Genomic DNA, 22,825 nt, shown 5'->3' with positions numbered 1-22,825 from the left:
CCCCGTCACCCCGTGCGCGCCCCCGCGCGCTCCGTCCCGTCCGGAAGGTGGCCACCATGCCCCGCCCCGTACGCAACCGTCCGAGCGAGCTCGACCAGCTCCTGGACCGCGACCCGCAGGAGACCGCCGAGTGGCGGGAGTCGCTGGACGCCGTCGTCGCGCACGCCGGTCCCGAGCGCGCCGCGTACCTGATGCGCCGCGTGCTGGAGCACGCCACGCACGCCTCGCAGACCTCGCACGACACGCACACCTCGCACACCTCGCACGGCGGGACGCAGCCGATCAGGCCGCTGGAGACGGACTACGTCAACACCGTCCCGACCGCCGCCGAGCCGGACTTCCCCGGTGATCTGGAGCTGGAGTCCCGCATCACCGCCTGGAACCGCTGGAACGCGGCGGCGATGGTCACCCGCGGCAGCCGCTTCGGGCTCGGCGGGCACATCGCGACGTTCGCGAGCGCCGCCTGGCTGTACGAGACCGGCTTCCAGCACTTCTTCCGCGGCAAGGAAGGCGCCCCGGGCTCACCCGCCGCGGGCTCGGGCGACCAGCTCTACATCCAGGGCCACGCCTCCCCCGGCATATACGCCCGCGCCTTCCTCGACGGGCGTCTCACCGAGGCCGATCTGGACCGCTTCCGCCAGGAGACCGCCTCGCCCGGGGAGGGCCGCGGCCTGCCCTCGTACCCGCATCCCCGCCGGCTGCCCTGGCTGTGGGAGTTCCCCACCGTCTCCATGGGCATCGGCCCGATCAACGCCGTGTACCAGGCGCGCTTCAACCGCTATCTCACGCACCGCGGCATCAAGGACACCTCGGCCTCCCATGTGTGGGCCTTCCTCGGCGACGGCGAGATGGACGAGCCGGAGTCGACGGCCGCCCTCGCGCTGGCGGGACGTGAACGGCTGGACAATCTCACCTTCGTCGTCAACTGCAACCTCCAGCGCCTCGACGGGCCCGTACGCGCCAACTTCAAGATCGTGCAGGAGCTGGAGGCCCAGTTCCGCGCGGCGGGCTGGAACGTCGTGAAGTCGCTGTGGGGCACCGACTGGGACGAGCTGTTCCAGCTCGACACCACCGGCGCCCTGGTGCGGCGGCTGCGGGAGGTGCCGGACGCCCAGTTCCAGACGTACGCCACCCGCGACGCCGCGTACATCCGCGAGCACTTCTTCGGCGCCGACCCGCAACTCGCCGAGATGGCACGGCTGTTGAGCGACGAGAAGATCGGCGCCTGTTTCCGCACCTCGCGTGCGGGCCATGAGCCGCGCAAGGTCTACGCCGCGTACAGGGCGGCCGTCGAGCACGAGGGCGCGCCGACCGTGATCCTCGCGCAGACCGTGAAGGGCTGGACGCTGGGACCGGGCTTCGAGTCCCGCAACGCCAACCACCAGATGAAGAAGCTGACGGGCAAGGAGTTCCGCGCGATGCGCGACCTGCTCGAACTCCCCATCCCCGACAGCCGGTTGAACGACGAGCTGGTGCCGTACGCGCACCCGGGCGAGGACTCCCCCGAGGTGCGCTACCTCCAGGAGCGCCGGGCCGCGCTCGGCGGGCCCGCTCCCGCGCGCAAGGTGCACCCGGTGGCCCTGCCCGAGCCGTCGGCGAAGCCGTTCGAGACCCTGAAGAAGGGCTCCGGAAGCCAGGAGATCGCCACGACCATGGCGTTCGTACGGCTGGTGAAGGACCTGATGAAGGAGAAGGAGACCGGCAGGCGCTGGGTGCCGGTGGTGCCGGACGAGGCACGCACCTTCGGCATGGAGTCCCTCTTCCCGTCAGCCGGCATCTACTCGCCGCTGGGCCAGAACTACGACCCGGTCGACCGCGACCAACTCCTCTACTACAAGGAGTCGTCGGACGGCCAGATCCTCAACGAGGGCATCACGGAGGCGGGTTCGCTTGCGGACTTCACCGCGGCCGCGACCTCTTACGCGACGCACGGCGAGCCGATGATCCCCTTCTACATCTTCTACTCGATGTTCGGCTTCCAGCGCACGGGCGACCAGTTCTGGTCGCTGGCCGACCAGTTGGGCCGGGGCTTCGTCATCGGCGCGACCGCCGGCCGTACGACGATGACGGGGGAAGGGCTCCAGCACGCCGACGGTCACTCGCCGCTGCTGGCGTCCACCAACCCGGCCGTCGTCACCTACGACCCGGCGTTCGCCTACGAGGTGGGCGCCATCGTCAAGGACGGACTGCGCCGCATGTACGGGCCCGACCCGGCCCGTAACGAGGACGTCTTCTACTACCTCACGGTCTACAACGAGCCGAAGGCGCAGCCCGCGCAGCCCCCGGGCGAGCACGTGGAGGAGGGCATCCTCAAGGGCCTCTACCGCTTCAGCGAGGGCGCCGTCGAGAGCACCGAGGGCGCCGAGGGGGGCGCCGAGGGCACAGCGGCCGAACCGGGCTCGCCCCGGCTCCAGTTGCTCGCCAGCGGTACGGCGATCCACTGGGCGCTGGAGGCGCAGCGGCTCCTCGCCGAGGAGTGGGAGGTGATCGCGGACGTGTGGTCGGCGACGTCGTGGAGCGAGCTGCGGCGCGACGCGCTGGAGTGCGACGCCGCGCAGCTGCGCGGCGAGGAGCGCATCCCTTATGTGACGCGTGTGCTGGCGGACGCCCCGGGCCCGGTGCTCGCGGTCAGCGACTGGATGCGTGCCGTACCGGACCAGATCAGCCAGTGGGTGCCGCAGGACTGGACGTCGCTCGGCACGGACGGCTTCGGGCTTTCCGGCACCCGTGAGGCGGTGCGCCGCCACTTCGGGGTGGACGCCGAGTCGGTCGTCGTGGCGGCGCTGGCGCAGCTGGCGCGCCGGGGCGAGGTCAAGCAGGAGACGGTGCGGCGGGCCGCGGAACGCTACGGCCTGGCGTGAGCACCGGCCCTGACGGACCGGGCTCGTACGGTCCCGGTTGGCGGACCGGGCTCGTACGGTCCCGGCTGACGGGCCGGGCTCAAGGACCGGGCTCAAGGACCGGGCTGAGCGGGCGCGTTCAAGGACCGGCCCGGCGGGCTCACTGCCTCGCCGGGCCTGCGGCAGGTCCCCGCCGCCCTGCGGCCTCCGGCTGCGGGGACCTGCCGCCCCAGCGGTTCACCGGCGTACCCGCGCGGCGCAGAATGCTGCCATGCGTGCGGCCCGGCTGATCAAGATGGTGCTTCTGCTCCAGACTCGGCGTGCCATGACCGGCGCCGAACTCGCCGCGGAGCTGGAGGTCTCCGAACGTACGGTCTCCCGCGACGTGCTCGCGCTGTCCGAGGCCGGTGTCCCCGTGTACGCGGACCGGGGGCGCAGCGGCGGCTACCGGCTCGTCGGCGGCTACCGCACGCGCCTGACCGGCATCGGGCGCAGCGAGGCCGAGGCGCTGTTCCTGTCCGGAGTGCCGTGCGCGCTGCGGGACATGGGCCTGGCGGACGCGGCGTCCGCGGCACGGCTGAAGGTGTCGGCCGCGCTGCTTCCCGAGCTGAGCGACGCGCACCTTTCGGCGGCGCAGCGCTTCCATCTCGACGCTCCGGGCTGGTGGAAGCCGCCCGAGGAGCCGCCGAAGCAGCTGCCCGCGCTCGCGGAGGCGGTATGGGACGACCGCGTGGTGCGGATGTGCTATCGGCGCCGGGGGGACGAGGTTGGGGGTACCTCCCGGGCCGCAAGGCCCAGGGGGAGGGAGCTGGAGCCGTACGGGCTCGTGCTCAAGGCGGGCGTCTGGTACTTGGCGGCCCGGGTTGCCGGGGGCGGCGACCTCCGCGTGTACCGCGTGGACAGGGTCATGGGCGTGGAGGAGACGGGCCAACGCTTCGTACGGGACGAGGAGTTCGACCTCCCCGGCTTCTGGGACGAGCGCTCCTCGGCGTTCGCGCGGTCGATCCTCCGGGACGAGGTGGTGCTGCGGCTGTCGGCGGCCGGGGCGCGGAGGCTGCGCCACGTCACCGACCGCAGGGCAGCGGAGGAGGCTCTGGCGGCGGCGGGGCACGCACCGCACTCGCCACCGCAGGCGCACGGGGGCAGCGGGACGCACCGCCACGAGCCGGGCCACGGGACGGCCCACGAACCAGGTCACGAACCCGCGCACGAAACAGGTCATGTGCCGGTCCCCCGCACCGGCGCCGAGGCGGACGCCGACCCCGGCGCGGACTCTTACGCCGGTGCCCGTTCCCACCCCGGCCGCAGCGTCACGGTCACCCTCGCCGTGGAGTCACTGGAGGTCGCACACAGCCAACTCCTCGCGCTGGGCGGCGAGTGCGAAGTGCTGGAGCCGCCCGAACTGCGCGCCCGCTTCCGGGAGACGGCCGTCCGCATGGCGGCCCTGTACGAGGAACGGGCGGCCTCCCACGGACCGTGATCCGCGCCGCCCGTCATACGTGGGGGCAGCGGAGTCAGCGGTAGCCGGTGACGTCGGCGGGCCTGCCCGCCTGCTCGACCTCCGCGATGTAGCGCCAGGCGTCGGGCGCTGAGCCGTCCACGTCGGTGAAGCCGTACTCCTGGGCGAGACCGCCGCTGGAGAGCGAACACCTCCCCCTGGGCCTGCGGCCCGGGCGGTACCCCCAGAAACGCGCCACGTCGGGGGCGCAGGCCAGCGCCGCCACGGCCCGCCCGACGAAGACCGGCGACTCGGAGATCGCGAAGTGCGGGTTCTGCTCGCAGCCGTCGCGCCAGTTCTCCTCCGTCACCTTGAACGCCGTGTCGAGCATGAACTCCGAGCGCAGCCAGCCCGGTGTGAGGCAGACGGCGGTCGCTCCGTACTCCGGCAGCTCCTCGGACAGGCCCAGCGTCATCCTGATGGGGGCGCTCTTGGCGAGGTCGTAGTAGAAGGGCTTGCGGTAGCGGGTGTTGAACTCCGCGGTGCCGTCGGTGACTTCGACGACGAGGCCGCCGCGCCGGCGGATGAGCAGCGGGATCGCATAGCGGCTCGTGACGATGTGGGACTCCATGCCGAGCCGCAGAACGCGCAGGCCCTCCTGGAGGTCGTGCTCCCACATCCTCTTGTCCCACTGGACGTGGCGGTCGCCGCCCCAGAGGTCGTTGACGAGGACGTCCAGGCGGCCCTGCTCCTCGTCGATGCGCTCCACCAGCGCCCGCACCTGCCCGGGCTCCAGATGGTCGGTGGGCACCGCGACGCCCGTTCCGCCGGCCTCGTCGACCAGCTCCGCCGTGCCCTCGACGGTCTCGGTCGCGCGGCCCACCTCGCTGACGTGCTCGCGGGTGGTGCGGCCCGTCGCGTAGACGGTCGCGCCCGCTCTTCCCAGCTCCACGGCCATCGCCCGGCCCGCTCCGCGCGTGGCGCCCGCGACCAGCGCGACCTTGCCCGCCAGGGCCCGTGCCGTACTCACCGTTCGTCCTCCCTCGTGCCTCGGCGACCGCTGCGCACAGCACGCTCGCACGGAAACCGGACATCCCCTGTCGGGCTTTCCGGCTCTCTCCGCGGCACCTCATTACGGGCGTCACATGGGATGGTCACAACAACCGCACATTGAGACCTTGACGCGCCCCGGTAACGACAAGGCGGCATCAGGGGGAGTCCGCGTGCGTCTGGCGGGTAAGAGGCGGATGCTGTGTTCGTGATGGACGAGACCGAGTTCTGGGCGCTGATCGATTCGACCCGCGAGGACGCCGAGGGCGACCCCGAGGAGCAGGCAGACCTGCTCATCGAGAGGCTGACGCGGCTCGATCCGGACGCCGTGATGTTCTTCGCCCGGCACTTCGAGTCGCGCTACAACCGCGCCAGCCAGTGGGACTTGTGGGCCGCCGCCTGGATCCTGCTGGACGGAGTGAGCGACGACGCCTTCGACGCCTTCCGCTGCTGGCTCATCGGCCAGGGGCGGCACGTCTTCGAGAGCGCCGCGCACGACGCGGACTCCCTCGCCGACGTGCTGGAGGGCTTCGACGAGGAACTGGACGGCGACGCGGAGGACCTCGGCTACGCCGCCGACGAGGCGTACGAGCAGTTGACGGGCATCGTCATGCCCGACCTCGGCCTGCCCGAGCCGCCCGAGGATCCGACCGGCGTCTCCCTCAACCTGGAGGACGACACCGCCCTCGCCGAACGCCTGCCCAAGCTCTGGGACCGCTTCCGCGGCTAGGCCGCGCGCACCGGTATGTCCCTGGCGTGGACGGGGGCCGGGAGCGCAAGCCGGAGGGGGCGGATGTCCCCGTGACCGCGCCGCGGAACCCCCGGAGGAGCCCCGTCTCAACATCCGTGCGGTGCGCGGCGCTTCAGCGCAGCGGGCGCAGACGGCAGGATGACCTCATGCGTATCGCGGTCACCGGTTCCACCGGCCTCATCGGCACGGCTCTCTGCCGCTCGCTCCGTGCGGACGGGCACGACATCGTCCGGCTGCGGCGGCGTTCCTCACAGGACGCACGGCGCTACGAGAACGCGGGGCGCGCCACGGCACCCGGCGGCCCCCCGCCGTCGGAGGTCATGTGGGACCCCAAGGGGCACTGGGTGGAGGCCGGCGGCCTCGCCGGCTGCGACGCCGTCGTCCACCTCGCGGGCGCGGGAGTCGGCGACCGGCGCTGGACTCCGGCGTACAAGAAGGAGATCCGCGACAGCCGGGTGCTGGGGACAGCCACCGTCGCCGACGCGCTGGCCTCGCTCGACGACCCGCCGCGCACGCTGATCGTCGGCACCGCCGTCGGCTACTACGGCGACACCGGCGACCGTGCCGTCGACGAGAGCGCGCCGCCCGGCGACGACTTCCTCGCGAACGTCTGCGTCGAGTGGGAGGAGGCGGCCGCGGCGGCGCAGGAGGCCGGGATCCGCACCGTCTTCGCCCGTACCGGTCTGGTCGTGGCCCGCGAGGGCGGCGCGTGGGGGCCGCTGTTCCGCATCTTCAAGGCGGGCGTCGGGGGCCGCATGGGAAGCGGCCGCCAGTTCTGGAGCCATATCGCGCTGCACGACCACATCGCCGCGCTGCGTCATCTGCTGGACCGGGACGATCTGTCGGGCCCGTTCAACCTGACCGCGCCCGAGCCCGTCACCAACCGTGAGGCCACGGCCGCGATGGGACGCGTACTGCACCGCCCGGCCGTGCTGCCGGTGCCGGCGCCGGTGCTGCGGGCCGCTCTGGGCGACTTCTCCAAGGACGTGCTGGGCAGCCAGCGCGTGGTGCCGAAGCGGCTGCTCGATTCGGGGTTCGGCTTCGCGTTTCCCGGCATCGAAGACGCGGTACGCGCCGCACTGCGCTGACGGCACGGCCTGCGCGTCCGCCCGAGCCCGTCCCGGGGCGCCGCGCCGCCGCCGAACGGGCCGCGGACCGTGCCGGTGGCCTGATGGAAGCGGTGTGCGACCGCTGTGCGCCCGTGCTCTGCCCGTGTGCCACTGACCGCGACGGGGCGGCTGCGTAGAGTCCGGATACTCACGGTTCACCAGCGCCGGTCCGGGCAGTACGCAAGCAGACGCAGGCACTGCGCAGATGGTCCGCCCCGAGCACTGCGGACGTGCTGCGAAGGCTCTGCGCGCACAGCACGGAAGCAGGACGGCCCCGCACCGCGCGCCGACCACGGGAGGCAACGTGCGCTCCAGCGAGACAGCACCCTCCGGCCGCACACGGACCCCCGACGCCGATGTCGTCGTCATCGGGGCGGGCCTCGCGGGCCTCGCGGCCGCGAACCATCTCTCGGACGCGGGACTGCACGTCACGGTGCTGGAGACGGCCTCCCGGGTGGGCGGCCGGATGAGCACGGAGAGCGTCGACGGCTATCTGCTGGACCGCTGCGGGCGGTTGCTGTGCCCGGACTGGCCGGAGTTCCGGCGGCTGCCCGCGCTCGCCGCGCTGGAGCTGCGCCCCTTCGCTCCGGGCGCCCTGCTGCGCGCCGGCGGGCGTACGCACCGGATAGGCGATCTGCGCCGCACCGTGGGGCGTCTCCCGCTGGGCCTCGCGCCGAGACGCGGTGACGTGCCGCAGGACGTGCCGAGGACGGCGGTGCAACGCGCGGAGACCGAGGACGGCGCGCGTACCGGGCGCACCGCACGCACCGAGCGCACCGGCCGCATCGAGCGCACCGAGCGGCGCACCAGGGGCGCACTCACCACCGCACGCGCCCTCACCGGCGCCCGCAGCCGCGCCAGTTGGGGCATGTCCCGCCAGGGCCACGGCAGGGCCGGCGCCCTCGACCACGCACGGCTGCGCGGCGCCCTCGCACGCTTCGCAGCGGTCCCCTCCGACCGGCTGCTCTCCCGTACCGAACTCCCCGCCGCCCAGGCCCTGTCGGCGCGCGGCCTGCCCACCCGCACCGTCGGGTCGCTGGTGCGCCCGCTGCTGTCCGCGCTGCTCTCCGATCCCGCACTGACGACTTCCAGCCGGGTCGCCGACCTGACGCTGCGCGGTTTCGTACGGGGCGGCTGCTGCCTTCCCGCGGGCGGCATGGCGACCGTTCCGGAGCTGCTGGCGGCGGCGCTGCCCGAGGGGACCATACGTACGGACGTCACGGCCCTGTCCGTCACCACGAACTCCGTGACCACCCGCGACCACGGCACCCTCGCGTGCCGTGCCGTCGTCGTCGCCACCAACGCCGCCGACGCGGGCGAGCTGCTGCCCGGGCTGCGGGTGCCGGACTTCCACCCTGTGACCGTGCTGCACCACGCCGTCGACGGGACGTCGCCGCTGCCGCCCTCGCTGCTCGTCGACGGCGACGCGGCGAGGCACGGGCCGGTGTCGCACTCGTGGGCGGCCTCGGCGGTCGATCCGGTACGTGCGCGTCCCGGACGCGCGAGCCTGGTGACCTCGGTGGTGCTGGGCGCGGCGGCCGCGGAGCCCGTGGCGGCGCTGGACGCGGCGGCCCGTACGCAACTGGCCTCGCTGCACGGCGTACCGTCCGGGCGCTGGAGCCTGCTCGCCGCGCACCACGATCCGCAGGCGGTTCCGGCCATGCCGCCGCCGCACGATCTGCGCCGCCCGGTGCGGGTGCTCTCCGGTCTCTACGTGTGCGGGGAGCACCGCGACACCAGTACGGCGCAGGGCGCGCTCGTCTCGGGACGGCGGGCGGCGCACGAGGTGCTGCGCGACTTCGGGCTGCCGGTGCCGGAAGGGGACCGGCCGTTCAGCACCGCGGCGTGATCAACCGTCGGTCCCGCCGCGGTCGGTGCCGCCGCCTTCGGTCCCGCCACCGGTCCCGCGGCCGTCGCTCCCGCCGTCCAGCGGCGTATCGCCGGCGGTGCGGTGGGGCAGCGGCCGTGCACGGGGTGCGCTGGTGCCGAGCCGCCCGTTCTGGAAGTCCTCGACCGCCTGGATGATCTCCGCCTTGGTGTTCATCACGAACGGGCCGTAGCGGGCGACCGGTTCGCGGATAGGCAGTCCGCCCAGCAGCAGTACCTCCCAGCCGCCGCGGCTGCCGTTGTAGTCCTGGCCGTCGGCGGCCTGCAAGGTCAGCGCCTCGCCGGGCCCGAGTACCGCGAGCTGCCCCTCGGCCAGCGGCCGCCGCTCGGTGCCGACGGTGCCGCGCCCGGCCAGCACGTACACCAGCGCGTTGAAGTCCTCGGGCCACGGCAGGGCGAGCCGCGCACCGGGACTGACGGTGGCGTGCACGTACGTGATGGGGGTGCGGGTCACGCCGGGGCCCTGGTGTCCGGCGAGATCGCCCGCGATGAGCCGCAGCAGGCTGCCGCCGTCCTCGCTGGAGAGCAGAACCGTCTGCCCGGCGGTGATGTCCTGGTACTGGGCCGGGGTCCACTTCAGCGCCTTGGGCAGGTTGACCCAGAGCTGGACTCCGTGGAACAGGCCGCCCTTGGCGACGAAGTCCTGCGGCGGCAGCTCGGAGTGGAGCACTCCGGCGCCCGCGGTCATCCACTGGGTGGCGCCCTCGGTGATCAGACCGCCGCCGCCAGTGGAGTCGGTGTGCTCGAAGGCGCCGTCGAGCATGTACGTCACCGTCTCGAAACCGCGGTGCGGGTGCCACGGTGCGCCCTTGGCCTCGCCCGGTCCGTACTCGACGGCTCCGAGGTGGTCCAGCAGCAGGAACGGATCCGTGGCCGTGAGGTCCATCCCCGGGAAGGGGCGCCGGACTTCGAAGCCTTCGCCTTCGAACTGGCGGCGCGCGGTGACGGTCTTGGCGACGCCCCGCCACCGGGTGCCCTCCGCGGCGGGCGACGGGATGCGGGGCAGGGCGAGGGTGTCCGCCGTGACGGCCGGCATGGTGACCTCCTGAGTGCCGGTGAAGCAGTACACACGGAGAATGTAGTTCGGCTTTCAATTATTCCGCCGCGAGCCAGGGCCGTCACGGACGTTCGAAGCGGGGCCGCACCGGGACCCGTCAGGAGGCCGCGGTGACCTCGTCGCGGTGGTCCTCGTCGACGAGATCCAGATACTCCTGGTGCCGGCGGATGTACTCGGCGATGTACGGGCACGACGGCGTCACCTGCGCCCCCTCGGCCCGCAGTCGGTCCAGCGCACCCGCGGCCAGACGGCCCGCCACTCCCCGCCCCTGGTAGGCGGAGTCGACCTCGGTGTGCGTGAGGTCCACCCGGCCCCGGTGGCGCTCGTACGCGGCGAACCCGGCGGGCCTGCCGTCGACCGTCACCTCGAAACGGCCGCGGTCGGGATGCTCGGTGACGCGGATGTCCCCGGCGTGCTCATCGCTCACGGGGGTCCTCCTCTCATACGGACTGGCTCTCATACGGACTGGACGGCCGGACGGTGTGTGCCGGACAGCGGGTGACCGGACCAGGACGTGACCGGACCGGGACATGACCGGACCGGGCGGCCGGAGTGGGGAGTACCCCGGCGGGAGCGCGTGACTCCCGGGGCGAACGGACCGGCGCGGCGGCGGGCGGATACGGATGCCCTCGGGCACCGTCGCACGGGACGGGCGGGACATCAGCGGGCGCAGTGGACGCAGTGGACGCAGTGAGCGCAGTGGGCCCGAGGGCACGGACCGGCCCCGCGAACAAATCGAACACCTCTCCCAACTTCCCTTCCCACCAGGGACGTTGGCGGCGCCGATGTCAGTGCCGGGCGGTATTCTGGGAACCAGAACGCAGCGCTCGTACAGGCTCGTTCACACATCCGCACGTCAACACGTGACCAGCGTCCCGACGTTCACGGAGGTCGCCGATGACCGCAGCCACAGCCAGCCACCGGACGACGCCCGCACTGCCCCTCGCCTTCCCCGCTCCGCCCGCCGGCGCGCTCCCCAAGAAACGGCTCCCGGCCGGCCGCCCGCGGGAGTGGTACGTCTCGCACAACCGGCAGTTGAAGGCGATGCGCATAGCCATCGCCCTGCTCGACTCCGGCGTCTACACACCGGGCCAGGCCCGCGACGAGACGATCCGCCGCACGGCCGCCCGTATCGGCGTGCACCCGCCGTCCGGTGCGACGTGCAGGCTGGTGCGTTCACTGCTGCCGTGACATGACGTCCGTGCGGGCGGCCCGCAACTCCCGCGCGCCGCCCGCACGTTCGCTGTGCCGGTAGTTCGCCCTGCCCGTACGTTCACCGTGCCCGTACGTTCGCCGTGCCCGTACGTTCGCCTAGTCCTGCTCGCGCTCGCGCCTCCGGTCGCGCTCGCGCGCACCGCCCTGCTCCCGGCCCTCGCGCCACTCGGCGACGATCCGGTCCACGTCGTACGGCGTCAGGTTGTGCGGCGGCCCCGACAGGGGGCGTCGTACGGCCTCACGGATCTTGTCGTTGATCGCGCCGACGATCCGCCGCACCTCCTTCTCCGTGCGTGCGCGCGAGGCGGCCTCCAGCGCGTCCTGGGCCTCCTTGCGGAGCGCGAGGGAGGCGGGCAGATGGGAGACGCCCTCGTCGCGCAGCTTCCGCTTCAGCCACCAGTTCTCGTCGTACGGCGCGTTCGCGTCCGGGAGGGGCTTCCCCGCGCCCGGGAGGTCCGCGAAGTCGCCGCGCTCCTCGGCCTCGCGGATCTGCCTGTCGACCCAGGTCTCGAAGGTGACGCCCGGCGGCTTCCGTTCGGTCATAGGGTCATTGTCCCGCGGCGGGGGCGGTCCCGGCAGTGCCCGTGGACGGGACCGGGGCGGCCCTGCCCCGCACGCCCCGGCGGGCGCCGTCTCCGGAATCTCCGAATTTCTTCCGCCGGAATCCCGCACGCCGTAACGGACGTCACACGGACCCGGAGGCTGGCTTTTCCCGGCCTCCACGAAGGCGGATGCGGCCGATCACCGGCTCCGGCCGCTCTCCGGTGAGGGATTCCGGCATTGACGCTCCCCGGGCCCCTGCCTAACGTCCGGCCTCATGACTCCCCGAGCCGACGCCGGCATGATCGATGCGCTGGATCGCCGCATCATCGCGGCGCTCCAGCTCAACGGCCGTGCTCCCTGGGCCGGGATAGCCCGCTGGGCGGGGACGAGCGAATCCACCGCCCAGCGCCGCTTCAACGCCCTGCGGGAGCGCAGGCTGCTGCATGTGGTCGGCGCCGTCGAGCTGGACCGCACGGGCGGCGGCTCGTCGATGCTCGTACGCATGCAGGCCCGCCCCGGAAAGGGCCTGGAGCTGGCGGAGCTGCTGGCCGAGTGCCCCGAGGTGCGGTTCCTCGCCCTCGTCACGGGCACCGCCGACCTGATCGTCGACTTCGTCGCCCGCGACAACGAGGAGCTGCTGCGCCTCCTCTACACGGATCTGCCGGGCGCACATCTGATCTCGGGCACGGAGCACGTCGCGGTCATCCGCACCTTCTCCTCCGCGGCGATGTGGGACACGGGGCTGCTGCCCGAGGAGGCGGTGGCGGATCTGCGGCCGGCGCGAACGCCCTCGTGCGAGCGCGTGGACTGGGACAAGGCACCGCAGCCGCTCACCGGACTCGAACGCGCCGTCGTCGGTCAACTCGCCACCGACGGGCGGCTTCCGGTCACCACCATCGCCCGGAACCTCGACCGCAGCGAATCCAGCGTCGCGCGTGCCCTGGAGCGCATGGTCGCCCGCGGCAGCCTGCACTTCCGCACCCTCGCGGAGCCCGCGCTGCTCGGCTACGAGGCGGAGTTCATGCTCTGGCTCTCCATCGACCCGGGACGCCTGGAGGCCGCCGGACGGCAGCTGGCCAAGCACCCCGGGACGAAGTTCCTCGCGGCGGCCACCGGCAGATTCAATCTGGTCGGCCACATGGTGCTGCCGCGCCGCACCGATCTCTTCCGCTACACCGACGAGGTCATCGGCGCGCTGCCGGGCCTCAACGGCTCGGACGTGACGCTCCATCTCGTGACCCTCAAGGGCGCGTGGACCCGCATGGACCAGTTCGACGCCTAGCCGGTCGCGGGCGCCGGTGCCGGCGCCCGCACCGCCCCGCCCAGTCCCCCCTCCGTTCCCCTCCGTTTCCCTTCTTTTCCCTTCGTCCTCCTTCGTCTCCCTTCGTTTCGCCGTAGGCCCGAATCCCCTGTGAGGCACCTCCTTGTCCGCTCAAGTCCCCGCCGGATCCCCGCCGGACGCTCCTGAACCCACCGCCGGAACCGCGGCCCCCGAGACCGCCCCCGGGACCGGCGCCGCCCCCTCCTGGCAGTGGCCCGAAGCGGTGTGGCGCGGCCACGTCGAGGCCGTGCGCGCCGGCCGTTCGCTGCTGCCGCCGCGCTGGCCCGGCGGCGCACGCGTCGCCGTCGCGCTCTCCTTCGACTCCGACCACGAGACGATCCCGCTGCGCGACGGCGAGACCAGTCCCGGCCTGCTCGCACAGGGCGAGTACGGGGCACGCAAGGGCGCAGGACGCGTGCTGGAGCTGCTGGAGCGCTTCGGCGCCCCCGCGACGTTCTTCATGCCCGCCGTCTCCGCCCTCCTCCACCCCGACGAGGCCCGCCGCTATGTGCAGGAGGGCCACGAGGTCGGCGTGCACGGCTGGATACACGAGCGGAACACCCTGCTCGGCGCCGACGACGAGAGGACCCTCATCCGCCGCGCGCTGGAGACCCTCACCGACATCACCGGGCGGACGCCCGCCGGAATCCGCACGCCCTCATGGGACTTCTCCGACTCCACGCTGGAGACGATCCTCGAACTCGGCTTCCGCTACGACTCGTCGCTGATGGCCGACGACGAGCCGTACGAGGTGCTGGCGGGCGGCAGGGCCACGGGTCTGGTGGAGATCCCCGTGGACTGGATCCGCGACGACGCCCCGTACTTCACCATGGACCGCTTCGGCGCGCTGCGCCCCTACACCCGCCCCCGCGACGTGCTGGAGATCTGGAAGGACGAGTTCGACGCGGCGTACCGCGACGGCGGCGTCTTCCAGCTCACCCTCCACCCGCACGTCATCGGGCACCGCTCCCGCCTGGTCGTGCTGCGGGAACTGCTCGACCACATCGGCGCACACCGCGACGTGTGGTTCGCGACCCACGACCAGCTGGCCGGCGCCGCCCGCGACCGGCTCAACGAACCCGGCCCGGCGCCGGAGCCCGGACCCCAGGCAGGCCCCCGGCCCGGCGCGGGCTCCACCTCCGCTTCCGCCTCCGCCTCCAACGCACCGACGGAGCAGCCCTGATGAGCACCGACACCTCTTCCCCGTCCCCCACCGGCCCCGGCGGCTCAGGCGGCTCAGGCGGCTCAGGCGAGTCCGGCGGCCCAGGCGAGTCCGGCGGCACCGGCGGCACCGCGCAGTCCGGCGCCCGCCTCACCCGCGCCCAGCGCAAGGCGATCCTGGCGGGCACCATCGGCAACACCGTCGAGTGGGTCGACTGGGCGCTCTACTCGATCTTCGTGAAGGTCATCTCGGAGGTGTTCTTCCCGAAGGCCGAGGGCGCCGTGGCGCTGCTCTCCACGCTCGCCGTCTTCGCCGTGGGCTTCGTCGTACGGCCCGTTGGCGCCGCCGTGCTCGGCGCGTACGCGGACCGCTTCGGCCGCAAGAAGGGCCTCACGCTCACCGTCGGGCTGATGGCGGGCGCGTCCTTCGTGATCGCGCTGACACCGGGCTACGGGGCGATAGGCGTAGCCGCGCCCGTCGCGCTGCTGATCGCGCGGCTGGTCCAGGGCTTCTCGGCGGGCGGCGAGTTCGGCTCCTCGTCGGCCTTCCTCGTGGAGTCGGCGGCGGCCGGGCGCCGCGCGTTCGCCGGCTCGTGGCAGCAGGTCTCCGTCGGCGCGGGCACGCTCATCGCGTCGCTGCTGGGCACCGTGCTGACGTCCACGCTCAGCGACGGTGCGCTGCACTCGTGGGGCTGGCGCGCCGCGTTCGTCGCCGGCGGGCTGCTGGGACTGGTCGGGCTGTGGCTGCGGGTCTCCGTGGAGGACACGGCGTCCTTCAACGAGGCCGCGGACAGCGGGCGTTCGCGGCGCAATCCGCTCGGCGCGATGTTCCGCGAGCATCCGGGCGCCGCGCTGCGCGTCGTCGGCATCACCGTCGCGGGCACCCTCACCTACTACGTGTGGATCACCTACCTGCCGACGTACGCGAACCTCGCGACCGGAATCCCCATGGACAAGGCGCTGCTGTCGCAGACCATCTGCCTGGCGATCTTCATCGCGCTGCTGCCGTTCATCGGGAAGCTCTCGGACCGCGTCGGGCGCAAGCCCACGATGGCCGGGTTCGCCGGGGGCTTCGTCGTGCTGTCGTGGCCGCTGCTGCACATGCTGAGCAACAGCTTCGCGAGCCTGTTCTTCGTGCAGCTGACGGGCATGCTGCTGATCCTCGGCTACTCCGCGAACTGCGCGGTGATCATGGCCGAGCAGTTCCCGCCGGAGGTGCGCGCCACGGGCATCGCCCTGCCGTACGCGCTGGCCGTCGCCCTCTTCGGCGGCACGGCCCCGTACGTGACGACCTGGCTCAACGACGCGGGTCACGGAGGGATGGTCTGGCTCTACGTCTCGGCCGCGGCGCTGATCTCCCTCGTCGTCTATCTGACGATGCCGGAGACGAAGAACAAGGAGTTCGACTGATGGCGGGGACCCCGGGCGCGCGGCCCGAACGGGCGCCGGAACGGGACGCGCGTGAGCGCGCGGAACCGGAGCGCGACGCGGCGCAGCGGGACGCGCGTGAGCGCGCGGAGGCGGGACGTACGGAGGCAGGACGCGACGCGGCGCAGCACACGGAACCGCAGCACACGGAACCGGAACGCGCGGAACCGGGACGCAACGCGGCGGAGCGCGCGGAGGCGGAGGCGGCTCCGAGGCACGTCGTCGTGACGGGTGCGGCCGGAGGCATCGGCCGCGCCGTCGCGGAGGAATTCGCCGCTGACGAGGGCACGGTGCTCACCCTGGTGGACATCGACCGCGACGGGCTCGCGGCGGCGGCCGAGGCGCTGGACGCCGGGCACATCACCGCGGATCTCTCCTCGCCGGAGGGCCCGTGCGAGGCCGTGGACCGTGCCTGGGACTCGCGGGGCGCCGTCGACGTCCTCGTCAACGCCGCGGGCATCTACCCGTCGCTCGACATGATCGACGTGAGCTGCGACGCGAGCGAAGACGCCGCCGGCGAGCCGGGCGGCGATACGAACGGCGGCGTGCCCGGCGGCGCCGGCTCCCGCGCGGCGGGATCCGCACGGCCCGGCGGCGTGGAGCTGTGGGACCGGATCTTCGCCCTCAACTCGCGGGCTCCCGCGCTCGCCACGGCCGCGCTCGCCCGCCGTGCGGTGGCGGCCTCCCGTACGGCCTCGGTGGTCAACATCTCCTCCGGCGCGGCCCTGCGCGCCCGTCCCGGCGGCGGCCCGTACGCCTCGTCCAAGGCGGCGCTGGAGATGGCGACACGGGCCGCGGCCCTCGAACTCGGCCCGCACGGGATCCGCGTCAACGCCGTCAGCCCCGGCTTCGTACCGGTCGCGAGCGACTGCAATCCGGTCGCGCCTGAGTACGCGGCGGCAGTGTCCGACAATCCCCTCGGACGGCCCGGCACTCCGCGCGACGTCGCACGCGCGGTGCGCTGGATCGCGGGAGAGGACGCCGCGTGGATCACCGGGGAGATCCTGCGCGTCGACGGCGGCTCGGCCGCGGGCGCGGGCCGACTGCCGCGGCTGTGGCCTCCGGCCGGTCACCCGGCACACGCCGGCGCACCGCCCGTCGGCTCAACACAGGCTGATGTACGGCCTGTTGACGTACGGCCCGTCGACGTACGGCCTGTTGACGTGGAGCCCGTCGACGAGGCGCCGGCTCACGCGCCGCACGGGCGGTACGCGGCGACGCCGGGCGAGCACCGGCCGGGAAGCGGGCGGCAGTCACCGAGCGAGCACCAGCCGGAAGGAAGCAGCACATGAGGGGCCACGCGTACACGGTCGTCGGCGGTGGCGCCATAGGCGGCACCATCGCGCACAGCCTCGCCCGCGCGGGGCATCCCGTCACCGTCGTCGACTCCGACGCCGAGCACGTGGCGGCGATCAGGGAGCGCGGCCTGACGGTCGAGCACGGGAACGGCGGCTTCACGGCCGTACGCGTGCCCGCCGTCACGCCCGCGGAGTTCGAAACGGAACACGGCGGACCGCACCCCGGGCAGCTCACGCGCGTGCTGCTCGCCGTCAAGGCGCAGGCCACCGAGGGCGCGGTGCGCTGGATCGCGCCGAGGCTCGCGCCCGACGGCTATGCCGTCTCCGTGCAGAACGGCTTCAACGAGGCACTGATCGCACGGCACTTGGGCGCGGAACGCACCGTCGCCGCGTTCGTGAACATCTTCGCGGACGTGACCGGGCCGGGGGTCGTACGCGACGGCGGCCCCGGCGCGTTCGTCGTGGGCGAGCCCGACGGCGCACCCGTCTCGGAGCGCGTACGCCGCCTGGTCGGCGACCTCCAGGCCTGGGGACCCGCCCACGCCACCGACAACGTCGAGGGCTACCTGTGGGCCAAGGCCGGTTTCGGCGCGATGCTCGCCGCGACCTCCCTCGCGGACGACGCGATGGCCGACCTGATCGACCGTCACCGCGAGGCGATGTACGCGCTGGTGCACGAGATCTTCGCCGTCGCCGGGACCCTGGGCATACGGCTCGAACCGTTCGACGCCTTCGAGGCGCAGGCCTTCCGCGAGGGCACCCCTGCGGGCGTACGGGAGGCGGCCACCGACCGGCTCACGGCCTGGCTGCGCACCCAGCCGAAGGACCGCAGCGGCATCTGGCGCGACATCGTGGTGCGCCGCCGCCCCGTCGAGGTGACCACGCACTACGCGACGGTCTTCGCGGAAGCGGAACACGCGGGCATCGCAACGCCCGTGCTGCGTGCGGTCATCGACGGCCTCCGGGAGCTGGAGGCGGACCCCGGGGGGATGTCGGAGTCCCGCCTGTACGAACTGGACCGCCTGACGACGGAAGCGGGCCTACGGCCCGCGGGTGCGACGGGGCCCGCCGGTACGGCGGGGGTCTCCCATGCTGGGACGGCCGGGTCGGCCGCGACGGCTGAGCCCGCCGCGACAGCGGAGCCCAGCAGGACCGCGGAGGCCACCGGGACGGCCGAGCCCGCTGGGACGGCGGGGATCTCCCACGCCGGAACGGCCGAGACGGCCGAGACGGCGGGGCCCTCCCGCACCGGGTCGGCCAGGTCTCCCAGGTCGGCCGCCGCGACAGCGGCGCCCGCCGAGTTCGCCGTGCCCGCCGCGGCGGCGGAGGCCGACGGAAAGGCAGGGATCTCCCGCACAGAGACGGCCGGGTCCGCCGCGACAACGGAGCCCAGCAGGACCGCGGAGCCCAACGGGTCGGCGGAGGCCGACGGGAAGGCGGGGCCCTCCCACGCCGGGACGGCGGGGCCCTCCCACACCGGGTCGGCCGAGCCCGCCGCGACGGCGGGGGTCTCCCACACCGGGTCGGCCGGGTCCGCCGCGACGGCTAAGCCCGCCGCGACAACGGAGCCCAGCAGGACCGCGGAGCCCAACGGGTCGGCGGAGGCCGACGGGAAGGCAGGGATCTCCCACACCGGGTCGGCCGAGCCCCCCGGGACGGCGGGGGTCTCCCACGCCGGGACGGCCGAGCGCGCCGGATCGGCCAGGTCTGCCAGGTCGGCCGAGTCCGCCGCGACAGCGGCGACAGCGGCGACAGCGGCGCCCGCTCCGCCCGGCGGCCTCCCCTCCGGTGCCCGGCTCAGCGGCGGCGAGGCCCGTTCCGTGCACGCGTGGCTGGAGGAGCGCCGCGAGGAGATGGTCCGCGACCTCGCCGCGTACACCGCGCAGGGCAGCTCCAGCGACGACCGCGAGGAGCTGAACTCCTGCCTGGAGTGGCTGCGAGGCTGGCTGGACGAGTCGCTCGGCGCACCGGGAGACACCGGGATCACCGAGGAGCGGCTGGTGCGCGGGGACGCCGGCGCCGTCGCCGGCGACGTGGTCGTACGCCGCTACCCGGCCTCCCGTACGGCACCGGGGAACGGCGAGGCCCGTCCCGTACTGCTGCTCGCCCACTACGACACGGTGTGGCCCACCGGCACCCTGGCGGAGTGGCCGTTCCGGCGCGAGGAGGACCGGATACACGGGCCGGGCGTCTTCGACATGAAGGCCGGGCTGGTGCAGGCGGTGTGGGCGCTGCGCGCGCTGGACGCGCTCGGACTGCCGCGCCCCGCCTGCACGTTGATGCTCAACGGTGACGAGGAGACCGGCAGCCTCGCCTCCAGCGACGCGATCGTCGCCGAGGCCGCCGGTTCGCGCGCAGCGCTGGTCTTCGAGGCGGCAGCGGACGGCGCGGTCAAGACGGCCCGCAAGGGCGTCGGCCTGTTCCGGCTCACCGTCGACGGCGTGGAGGCGCACGCGGGCCTCGACCCGGCCGCGGGTGCCAGCGCCGTCGAGGAGGCCGCACACCAGGTGCTGCAACTGAGCGCCCTGTCCGACCTCTCGGCCGGAACAACCGTCAACGTCGGCGTCCTGCACGGCGGTACGCGCAGCAACGTCACCGCCGGGCGCGCGGTCGCCGACTTCGACGTACGCGTCGCCTCCACCGCGGAGCAGAAGCGCGTCGAGGCCGCCCTCACGACGGTGTCTCCCGTGAACCCCCGTACGAAGGTGACGGTCACCGGCGAGTGGAACCGTCCCGTCTTCGAGCGCACCCCCGGGGTGGCCCGCCTCTACGGCCTTGCCCGTGCCTGCGCCGAGCCCCTCGGGCTCGCTCTGCGGGAGACCTCGGTGGGCGGCGCGAGCGACGGCAACTTCGTGCTCGCGGCGGGCGTTCCGGTGCTCGACGGCCTCGGCGCGGTCGGCGCCGGCGCGCACGCCCGTACGGAACACACGACGGTCACCGGCATGACGGAGCGCGCGGCGCTGGCGGCGGGAGTGCTGGCCGCGTTCGCGGGGTGACCCTCGCGGCTCCGGGACGGGCGACGGTCCGGACCCTCCCCGAGCGCCGGGACGGTCGCCCCCCGGGTGCCGCTCCGGCATGTGCGTGGTAGCGGAGAAGCCGCGCCCGGCACGTCAACCGCCCTTTTCCGGCAGTACAGTTGATCCAGTGTTTGATCCAGTGGGGGCGGTCGGTGTCCGCTGCGTTCCGGACCGGGAGGGGACGTCTGTGAGCAGTCTGAACAAGGGCCTCGAAAAGGTAGAGGTGACGCTGAAGTGGGACCCCGCTCCCATGGGCGCACCGGTGCACGACCTCGACCTGGTCGCTGCGACCTACACCTCGGACGATCCGTACGGGGAGCCGGAGTATCTCGTCCACTTCGACAGCCGGGCCCCCGACGGCACGATCACCCTCAACAGGGACAGCCGTACCGGCCAGGGCTTCGGTCCCGACGAGGCCATGACGCTGGAGCTGGAGCGGCTCGCGCCGTCATTCGTCCGCGTCGTGGTGGGCGTCGCGATCCAGCAGCAGTCGGGGCGCCTGACGTTCGGCGACGTCTCCAGCACCGAGGTCGAGATCTCCGAGGGGTACGACAAGCTGGCCGAGGACGACTTCTCGGGCGTGCCGGACTCGACGGCGGCGACGGTCGCCGAGTTCGTGCGGGCCGAGGGCGGGGCGTGGCACCTCGACGGCGGCGTCGTCGGCTTCGACACGGAGCCTGAGTCCTTCGCGCGGGAGATGGGCCGCAAGCAGTCCTGACCGGGCGTCACCACCGGGCGTCACCAGCGGGTCTCCGACGCACACCCCCGGTGCTGTGCCGGGGCCGGGCCACGGGACAGACTTGCGGAATGAGCGATTCCCGGGGGTCTTCCCACAGTGAGCCGACCGGTGGGACGACGCCCTGGGCGAGCCTCCACCAGCCGCTGCGCCGTTTCCTGCGCACCGAGACGGGCAGCGCGGCCGTGCTGCTGTCCGCGACGCTCGCCGCGCTGATCTGGGCGAACGTCGACTTCGGCTCGTACGAGCGGCTGTGGTCGACGAGGCTGTTCGTCGGCGTCTCGGACGACCGGATCTCGCTCGACCTGCACGACTGGGTCAACAGCGGGCTCATGACGTTCTTCTTCTTCGTGGTCGGGCTGGAGGCGCGACGCGAGTTCGACATGGGCGACCTGCGGGAGCGGCGCCGGGTCGCCCTGCCCGCGCTCGCGGGGATCGGCGGCATGCTCGTGCCCGTCGCGATCTATCTGGCGTTCAACGCGGGCCGCGACTCCGCGCAGGGCTGGGGCGCGGCGATGTCGACGGACACGGCCTTCGCGCTGGGCATGCTCGCCCTGGTGGGCCCGCGCTTCCCGCGCCGGCTGCGCGCTTTCATGCTCACCTTCACCGTCGTCGACGACGTGCTCGCGCTGGCCGTCATCGCCCTCGTGTACAGCGAAGACGTCGCCGCCGTACCGCTGTTGACGGCGGTCGGGCTGCTGCTGGTCGTGCTGCTGCTGCGGTACGCCACCGTCTCCTCCGGCTTCGCATACGCCGTGCTGGGCGTCGCCCTGTGGGTCGCGATGCTGGAATCCGGTGTGGACCCGGTCGTCACGGGCCTGGTGCTGGGACTGCTGACGTACGCGTATCCCGCCGCCCGCGGCGACCTGGAGCGGGCCAGCGGGCTCTTCCGCCTCTTCCGCGAGCAGCCGACGGGGGAGCTGGCCCGCACGGCGCGGGTCGGGCTCGCGGCGGCCATCTCGCCCAACGACCGGTTGCAGGACCTGTTCCACCCGTGGACGAGCTATGTGATCGTGCCGCTGTTCGCGCTCGCCAACACGGGCGTGCCGATCACCGGTGAGCTGCTCTCCCGTGCGTTCTCCTCGCCCGTCACGCTCGGCATCCTCGTCGGCTTCGTCGCGGGCAAGCCCGTGGGCATCGTCGGCGTCTCGTGGCTGGTGACGCGGCTGAGCGGCGGCAGGCTGCGTCCCCCGGTCGGCTGGGCGGCGGCCGCGGGCGGCGGGACGATCGCTGGCATCGGCTTCACCGTCTCGCTGCTGATCGCCGGACTCGCCTTCCGCGGGCCGCAGTTGGACGAGGCGAAGATCGGCGTGCTCAGCGCGGCGCTGTGCGCGTCCCTCGTCACCTGGGGCGTCTCGCGTGCGACGGCGATGCTGCCGCACCGCCTGAAGGGCCGGGCGCTGCTCGGCACCTCCGCTCCCCTCCTCGACCTGACCACCGAGGTCGACCACGAGCGCGACCATGTGCGCGGGCCGGAGGACGCCACGGTCACCCTCGTCGAGTACGGCGACCACGAATGCCCGTACTGCGCCGGAGCGGAACCCGTCATCCGGGCGCTGCTGAGCGGCAGGGACGACGTACGCCACGTGTGGCGCCACCTGCCGCTGCACGACGTGCACCCCAACGCGCAGCTGAGAGCGGAGGCGACCGAAGCGGCGGGCGTGCAGGGGGCGTTCTGGGAGATGCACGACTGGCTGCTGGCCAACCAGGAGGAGACCAGCGTGCCGTTGCTGATCCGCCAGGCGGAGGCGCTGGGCCTGGACACCGAACGCTTCCGCGCGGATCTGCGGGCCCGTACGGGAGCGGACCGCATCGCCGAGGACATCGAGTCGGCCGATGAGAGCGGGGTGTCGGGCACGCCCACCTTCTTCGTCAACGGCCGCCGCCACCAAGGCTCTTACGACAGCGCGGGACTGCACGCGGCGGTGCGCGCGGCACGGGTGCGGGCCGACATCGGCGGCGACTAGCGCGCGG

The 22,825-nt window shown here is 73.3% G+C and carries 16 protein-coding genes and 1 pseudogene; 13 read left to right on the top strand and 4 right to left on the bottom strand.

All coding sequences use genetic code 11. From position 1 onward, the window contains the following. Positions 1 to 56: 56 nt before the first annotated feature. A complete protein-coding gene (gene aceE, locus HCC61_RS17630) occupies positions 57 to 2,861 on the top strand; it encodes a pyruvate dehydrogenase (acetyl-transferring), homodimeric type (RefSeq protein ID WP_169136457.1) in 2,805 nt (934 codons plus the stop codon). Positions 2,862 to 3,111: 250 nt separating this feature from the next. Beyond that, entirely contained in the window at positions 3,112 to 4,320 is a 1,209-nt protein-coding gene (locus HCC61_RS17625) for a WYL domain-containing protein (RefSeq protein ID WP_169136456.1), read from the top strand. Between the two features lie 34 nt (positions 4,321 to 4,354). On the opposite strand, the gene HCC61_RS17620 is transcribed toward HCC61_RS17625, so the two are convergent. After that, positions 4,355 to 5,308 carry an SDR family oxidoreductase gene (locus tag HCC61_RS17620; protein WP_169136455.1) on the bottom strand — a complete coding sequence of 318 codons (954 nt, stop codon included), beginning with the start codon at positions 5,306 to 5,308 and terminating at the stop codon, positions 4,355 to 4,357. Between the two features lie 231 nt (positions 5,309 to 5,539). Here HCC61_RS17620 and HCC61_RS17615 point away from each other — a divergent pair, with 231 nt between their 5' ends. The 3 genes from HCC61_RS17615 to HCC61_RS17605 all read left to right on the top strand — a co-directional run bounded on the left by HCC61_RS17615 (position 5,540) and on the right by HCC61_RS17605 (position 9,037). After that, the gene (locus tag HCC61_RS17615) at positions 5,540 to 6,058 is read left to right on the top strand and encodes a DUF4240 domain-containing protein (protein ID WP_169136950.1); all 519 of its coding nucleotides are present in this window, start codon (positions 5,540 to 5,542) and stop codon (positions 6,056 to 6,058) included. 167 nt (positions 6,059 to 6,225) lie between these two features. Continuing rightward, on the top strand, positions 6,226 to 7,167 hold the full coding sequence (locus HCC61_RS17610; protein ID WP_169136454.1) for a TIGR01777 family oxidoreductase: 942 nt from the start codon (positions 6,226 to 6,228) through the stop codon (positions 7,165 to 7,167). Positions 7,168 to 7,492: 325 nt separating this feature from the next. Beyond that, the gene (locus tag HCC61_RS17605; protein WP_346777254.1) at positions 7,493 to 9,037 is read left to right on the top strand and encodes an FAD-dependent oxidoreductase; all 1,545 of its coding nucleotides are present in this window, start codon (positions 7,493 to 7,495) and stop codon (positions 9,035 to 9,037) included. Here the strand turns inward: HCC61_RS17605 and HCC61_RS17600 are convergent, their stop codons facing one another. Beyond that, positions 9,038 to 10,111: a pirin family protein gene (locus HCC61_RS17600; RefSeq protein ID WP_169136948.1), complete on the bottom strand. Its 1,074-nt coding sequence runs from the start codon at positions 10,109 to 10,111 to the stop codon at positions 9,038 to 9,040. Between the two features lie 118 nt (positions 10,112 to 10,229). Next, entirely contained in the window at positions 10,230 to 10,559 is a 330-nt protein-coding gene (locus HCC61_RS17595) for a GNAT family N-acetyltransferase (RefSeq protein WP_346777253.1), read from the bottom strand. Between the two features lie 470 nt (positions 10,560 to 11,029). On the opposite strand from HCC61_RS17595, the gene HCC61_RS17590 reads away from it, so the two are divergent. Next, the gene (locus HCC61_RS17590) at positions 11,030 to 11,323 is read left to right on the top strand and encodes a hypothetical protein (protein ID WP_169136451.1); all 294 of its coding nucleotides are present in this window, start codon (positions 11,030 to 11,032) and stop codon (positions 11,321 to 11,323) included. A 120-nt stretch (positions 11,324 to 11,443) separates the two neighbouring features. Here the strand turns inward: HCC61_RS17590 and HCC61_RS17585 are convergent, their stop codons facing one another. Further along, the gene (locus HCC61_RS17585; protein WP_169136450.1) at positions 11,444 to 11,890 is read right to left on the bottom strand and encodes a DUF1992 domain-containing protein; all 447 of its coding nucleotides are present in this window, start codon (positions 11,888 to 11,890) and stop codon (positions 11,444 to 11,446) included. Between the two features lie 298 nt (positions 11,891 to 12,188). Between HCC61_RS17585 and HCC61_RS17580 the strand changes: the two genes are divergently transcribed. The 7 genes and pseudogenes from HCC61_RS17580 (at position 12,189) to nhaA (ending at position 22,818) form a co-directional block, all read left to right on the top strand. Next, on the top strand, positions 12,189 to 13,172 hold the full coding sequence (locus HCC61_RS17580; RefSeq protein WP_169136947.1) for an Lrp/AsnC family transcriptional regulator: 984 nt from the start codon (positions 12,189 to 12,191) through the stop codon (positions 13,170 to 13,172). A gap of 262 nt (positions 13,173 to 13,434) precedes the next feature. Beyond that, positions 13,435 to 14,394 carry a polysaccharide deacetylase gene (locus HCC61_RS17575; protein ID WP_346777277.1) on the top strand — a complete coding sequence of 320 codons (960 nt, stop codon included), beginning with the start codon at positions 13,435 to 13,437 and terminating at the stop codon, positions 14,392 to 14,394. Further along, positions 14,394 to 15,782, top strand: coding sequence for an MFS transporter (locus HCC61_RS17570; RefSeq protein WP_169136448.1), 1,389 nt, complete (start codon positions 14,394 to 14,396; stop codon positions 15,780 to 15,782). The genes HCC61_RS17575 and HCC61_RS17570 overlap by 1 nt, the downstream gene beginning before the upstream one ends. Positions 15,783 to 16,024: 242 nt before the next feature. Then, positions 16,025 to 16,864: pseudogene (locus HCC61_RS31520) on the top strand (SDR family oxidoreductase); the annotation flags it as partial. A 224-nt stretch (positions 16,865 to 17,088) separates the two neighbouring features. Beyond that, positions 17,089 to 20,094: a M20/M25/M40 family metallo-hydrolase gene (locus HCC61_RS30790; RefSeq protein WP_240969087.1), complete on the top strand. Its 3,006-nt coding sequence runs from the start codon at positions 17,089 to 17,091 to the stop codon at positions 20,092 to 20,094. A gap of 208 nt (positions 20,095 to 20,302) precedes the next feature. Then, positions 20,303 to 20,833 (top strand): TerD family protein, encoded by a 531-nt coding sequence (locus tag HCC61_RS17550; RefSeq protein WP_169136447.1) that lies wholly within the window; start codon positions 20,303 to 20,305, stop codon positions 20,831 to 20,833. An 89-nt stretch (positions 20,834 to 20,922) separates the two neighbouring features. Further along, the gene (nhaA, locus tag HCC61_RS17545; RefSeq protein ID WP_169136446.1) at positions 20,923 to 22,818 is read left to right on the top strand and encodes a Na+/H+ antiporter NhaA; all 1,896 of its coding nucleotides are present in this window, start codon (positions 20,923 to 20,925) and stop codon (positions 22,816 to 22,818) included. The last annotated feature ends 7 nt before the right edge of the window (positions 22,819 to 22,825 follow it).

It is taken from the genome of Streptomyces sp. HNM0575 (assembly GCF_012726265.1).
GTDB lineage: Bacteria > Actinomycetota > Actinomycetes > Streptomycetales > Streptomycetaceae > Streptomyces.
Note: the sequence above shows the minus strand (reverse complement) of the source record. Positions and strands in the feature narration are given on the sequence as shown.

Coding starts and splice junctions, on each gene's coding strand:
- aceE (WP_169136457.1), top strand. CDS start 57: ATGCCCCGCCCCGTACGCAACCGTCCGAGCGAGCTCGACCAGCTCCTG.
- HCC61_RS17625 (WP_169136456.1), top strand. CDS start 3,112: ATGCGTGCGGCCCGGCTGATCAAGATGGTGCTTCTGCTCCAGACTCGG.
- HCC61_RS17615 (WP_169136950.1), top strand. CDS start 5,540: ATGGACGAGACCGAGTTCTGGGCGCTGATCGATTCGACCCGCGAGGAC.
- HCC61_RS17610 (WP_169136454.1), top strand. CDS start 6,226: ATGCGTATCGCGGTCACCGGTTCCACCGGCCTCATCGGCACGGCTCTC.
- HCC61_RS17600 (WP_169136948.1), bottom strand. CDS start 10,111: ATGCCGGCCGTCACGGCGGACACCCTCGCCCTGCCCCGCATCCCGTCG.
- HCC61_RS17590 (WP_169136451.1), top strand. CDS start 11,030: ATGACCGCAGCCACAGCCAGCCACCGGACGACGCCCGCACTGCCCCTC.
- HCC61_RS17585 (WP_169136450.1), bottom strand. CDS start 11,890: ATGACCGAACGGAAGCCGCCGGGCGTCACCTTCGAGACCTGGGTCGAC.
- HCC61_RS17580 (WP_169136947.1), top strand. CDS start 12,189: ATGATCGATGCGCTGGATCGCCGCATCATCGCGGCGCTCCAGCTCAAC.
- HCC61_RS17570 (WP_169136448.1), top strand. CDS start 14,394: ATGAGCACCGACACCTCTTCCCCGTCCCCCACCGGCCCCGGCGGCTCA.
- HCC61_RS30790 (WP_240969087.1), top strand. CDS start 17,089: ATGAGGGGCCACGCGTACACGGTCGTCGGCGGTGGCGCCATAGGCGGC.
- nhaA (WP_169136446.1), top strand. CDS start 20,923: ATGAGCGATTCCCGGGGGTCTTCCCACAGTGAGCCGACCGGTGGGACG.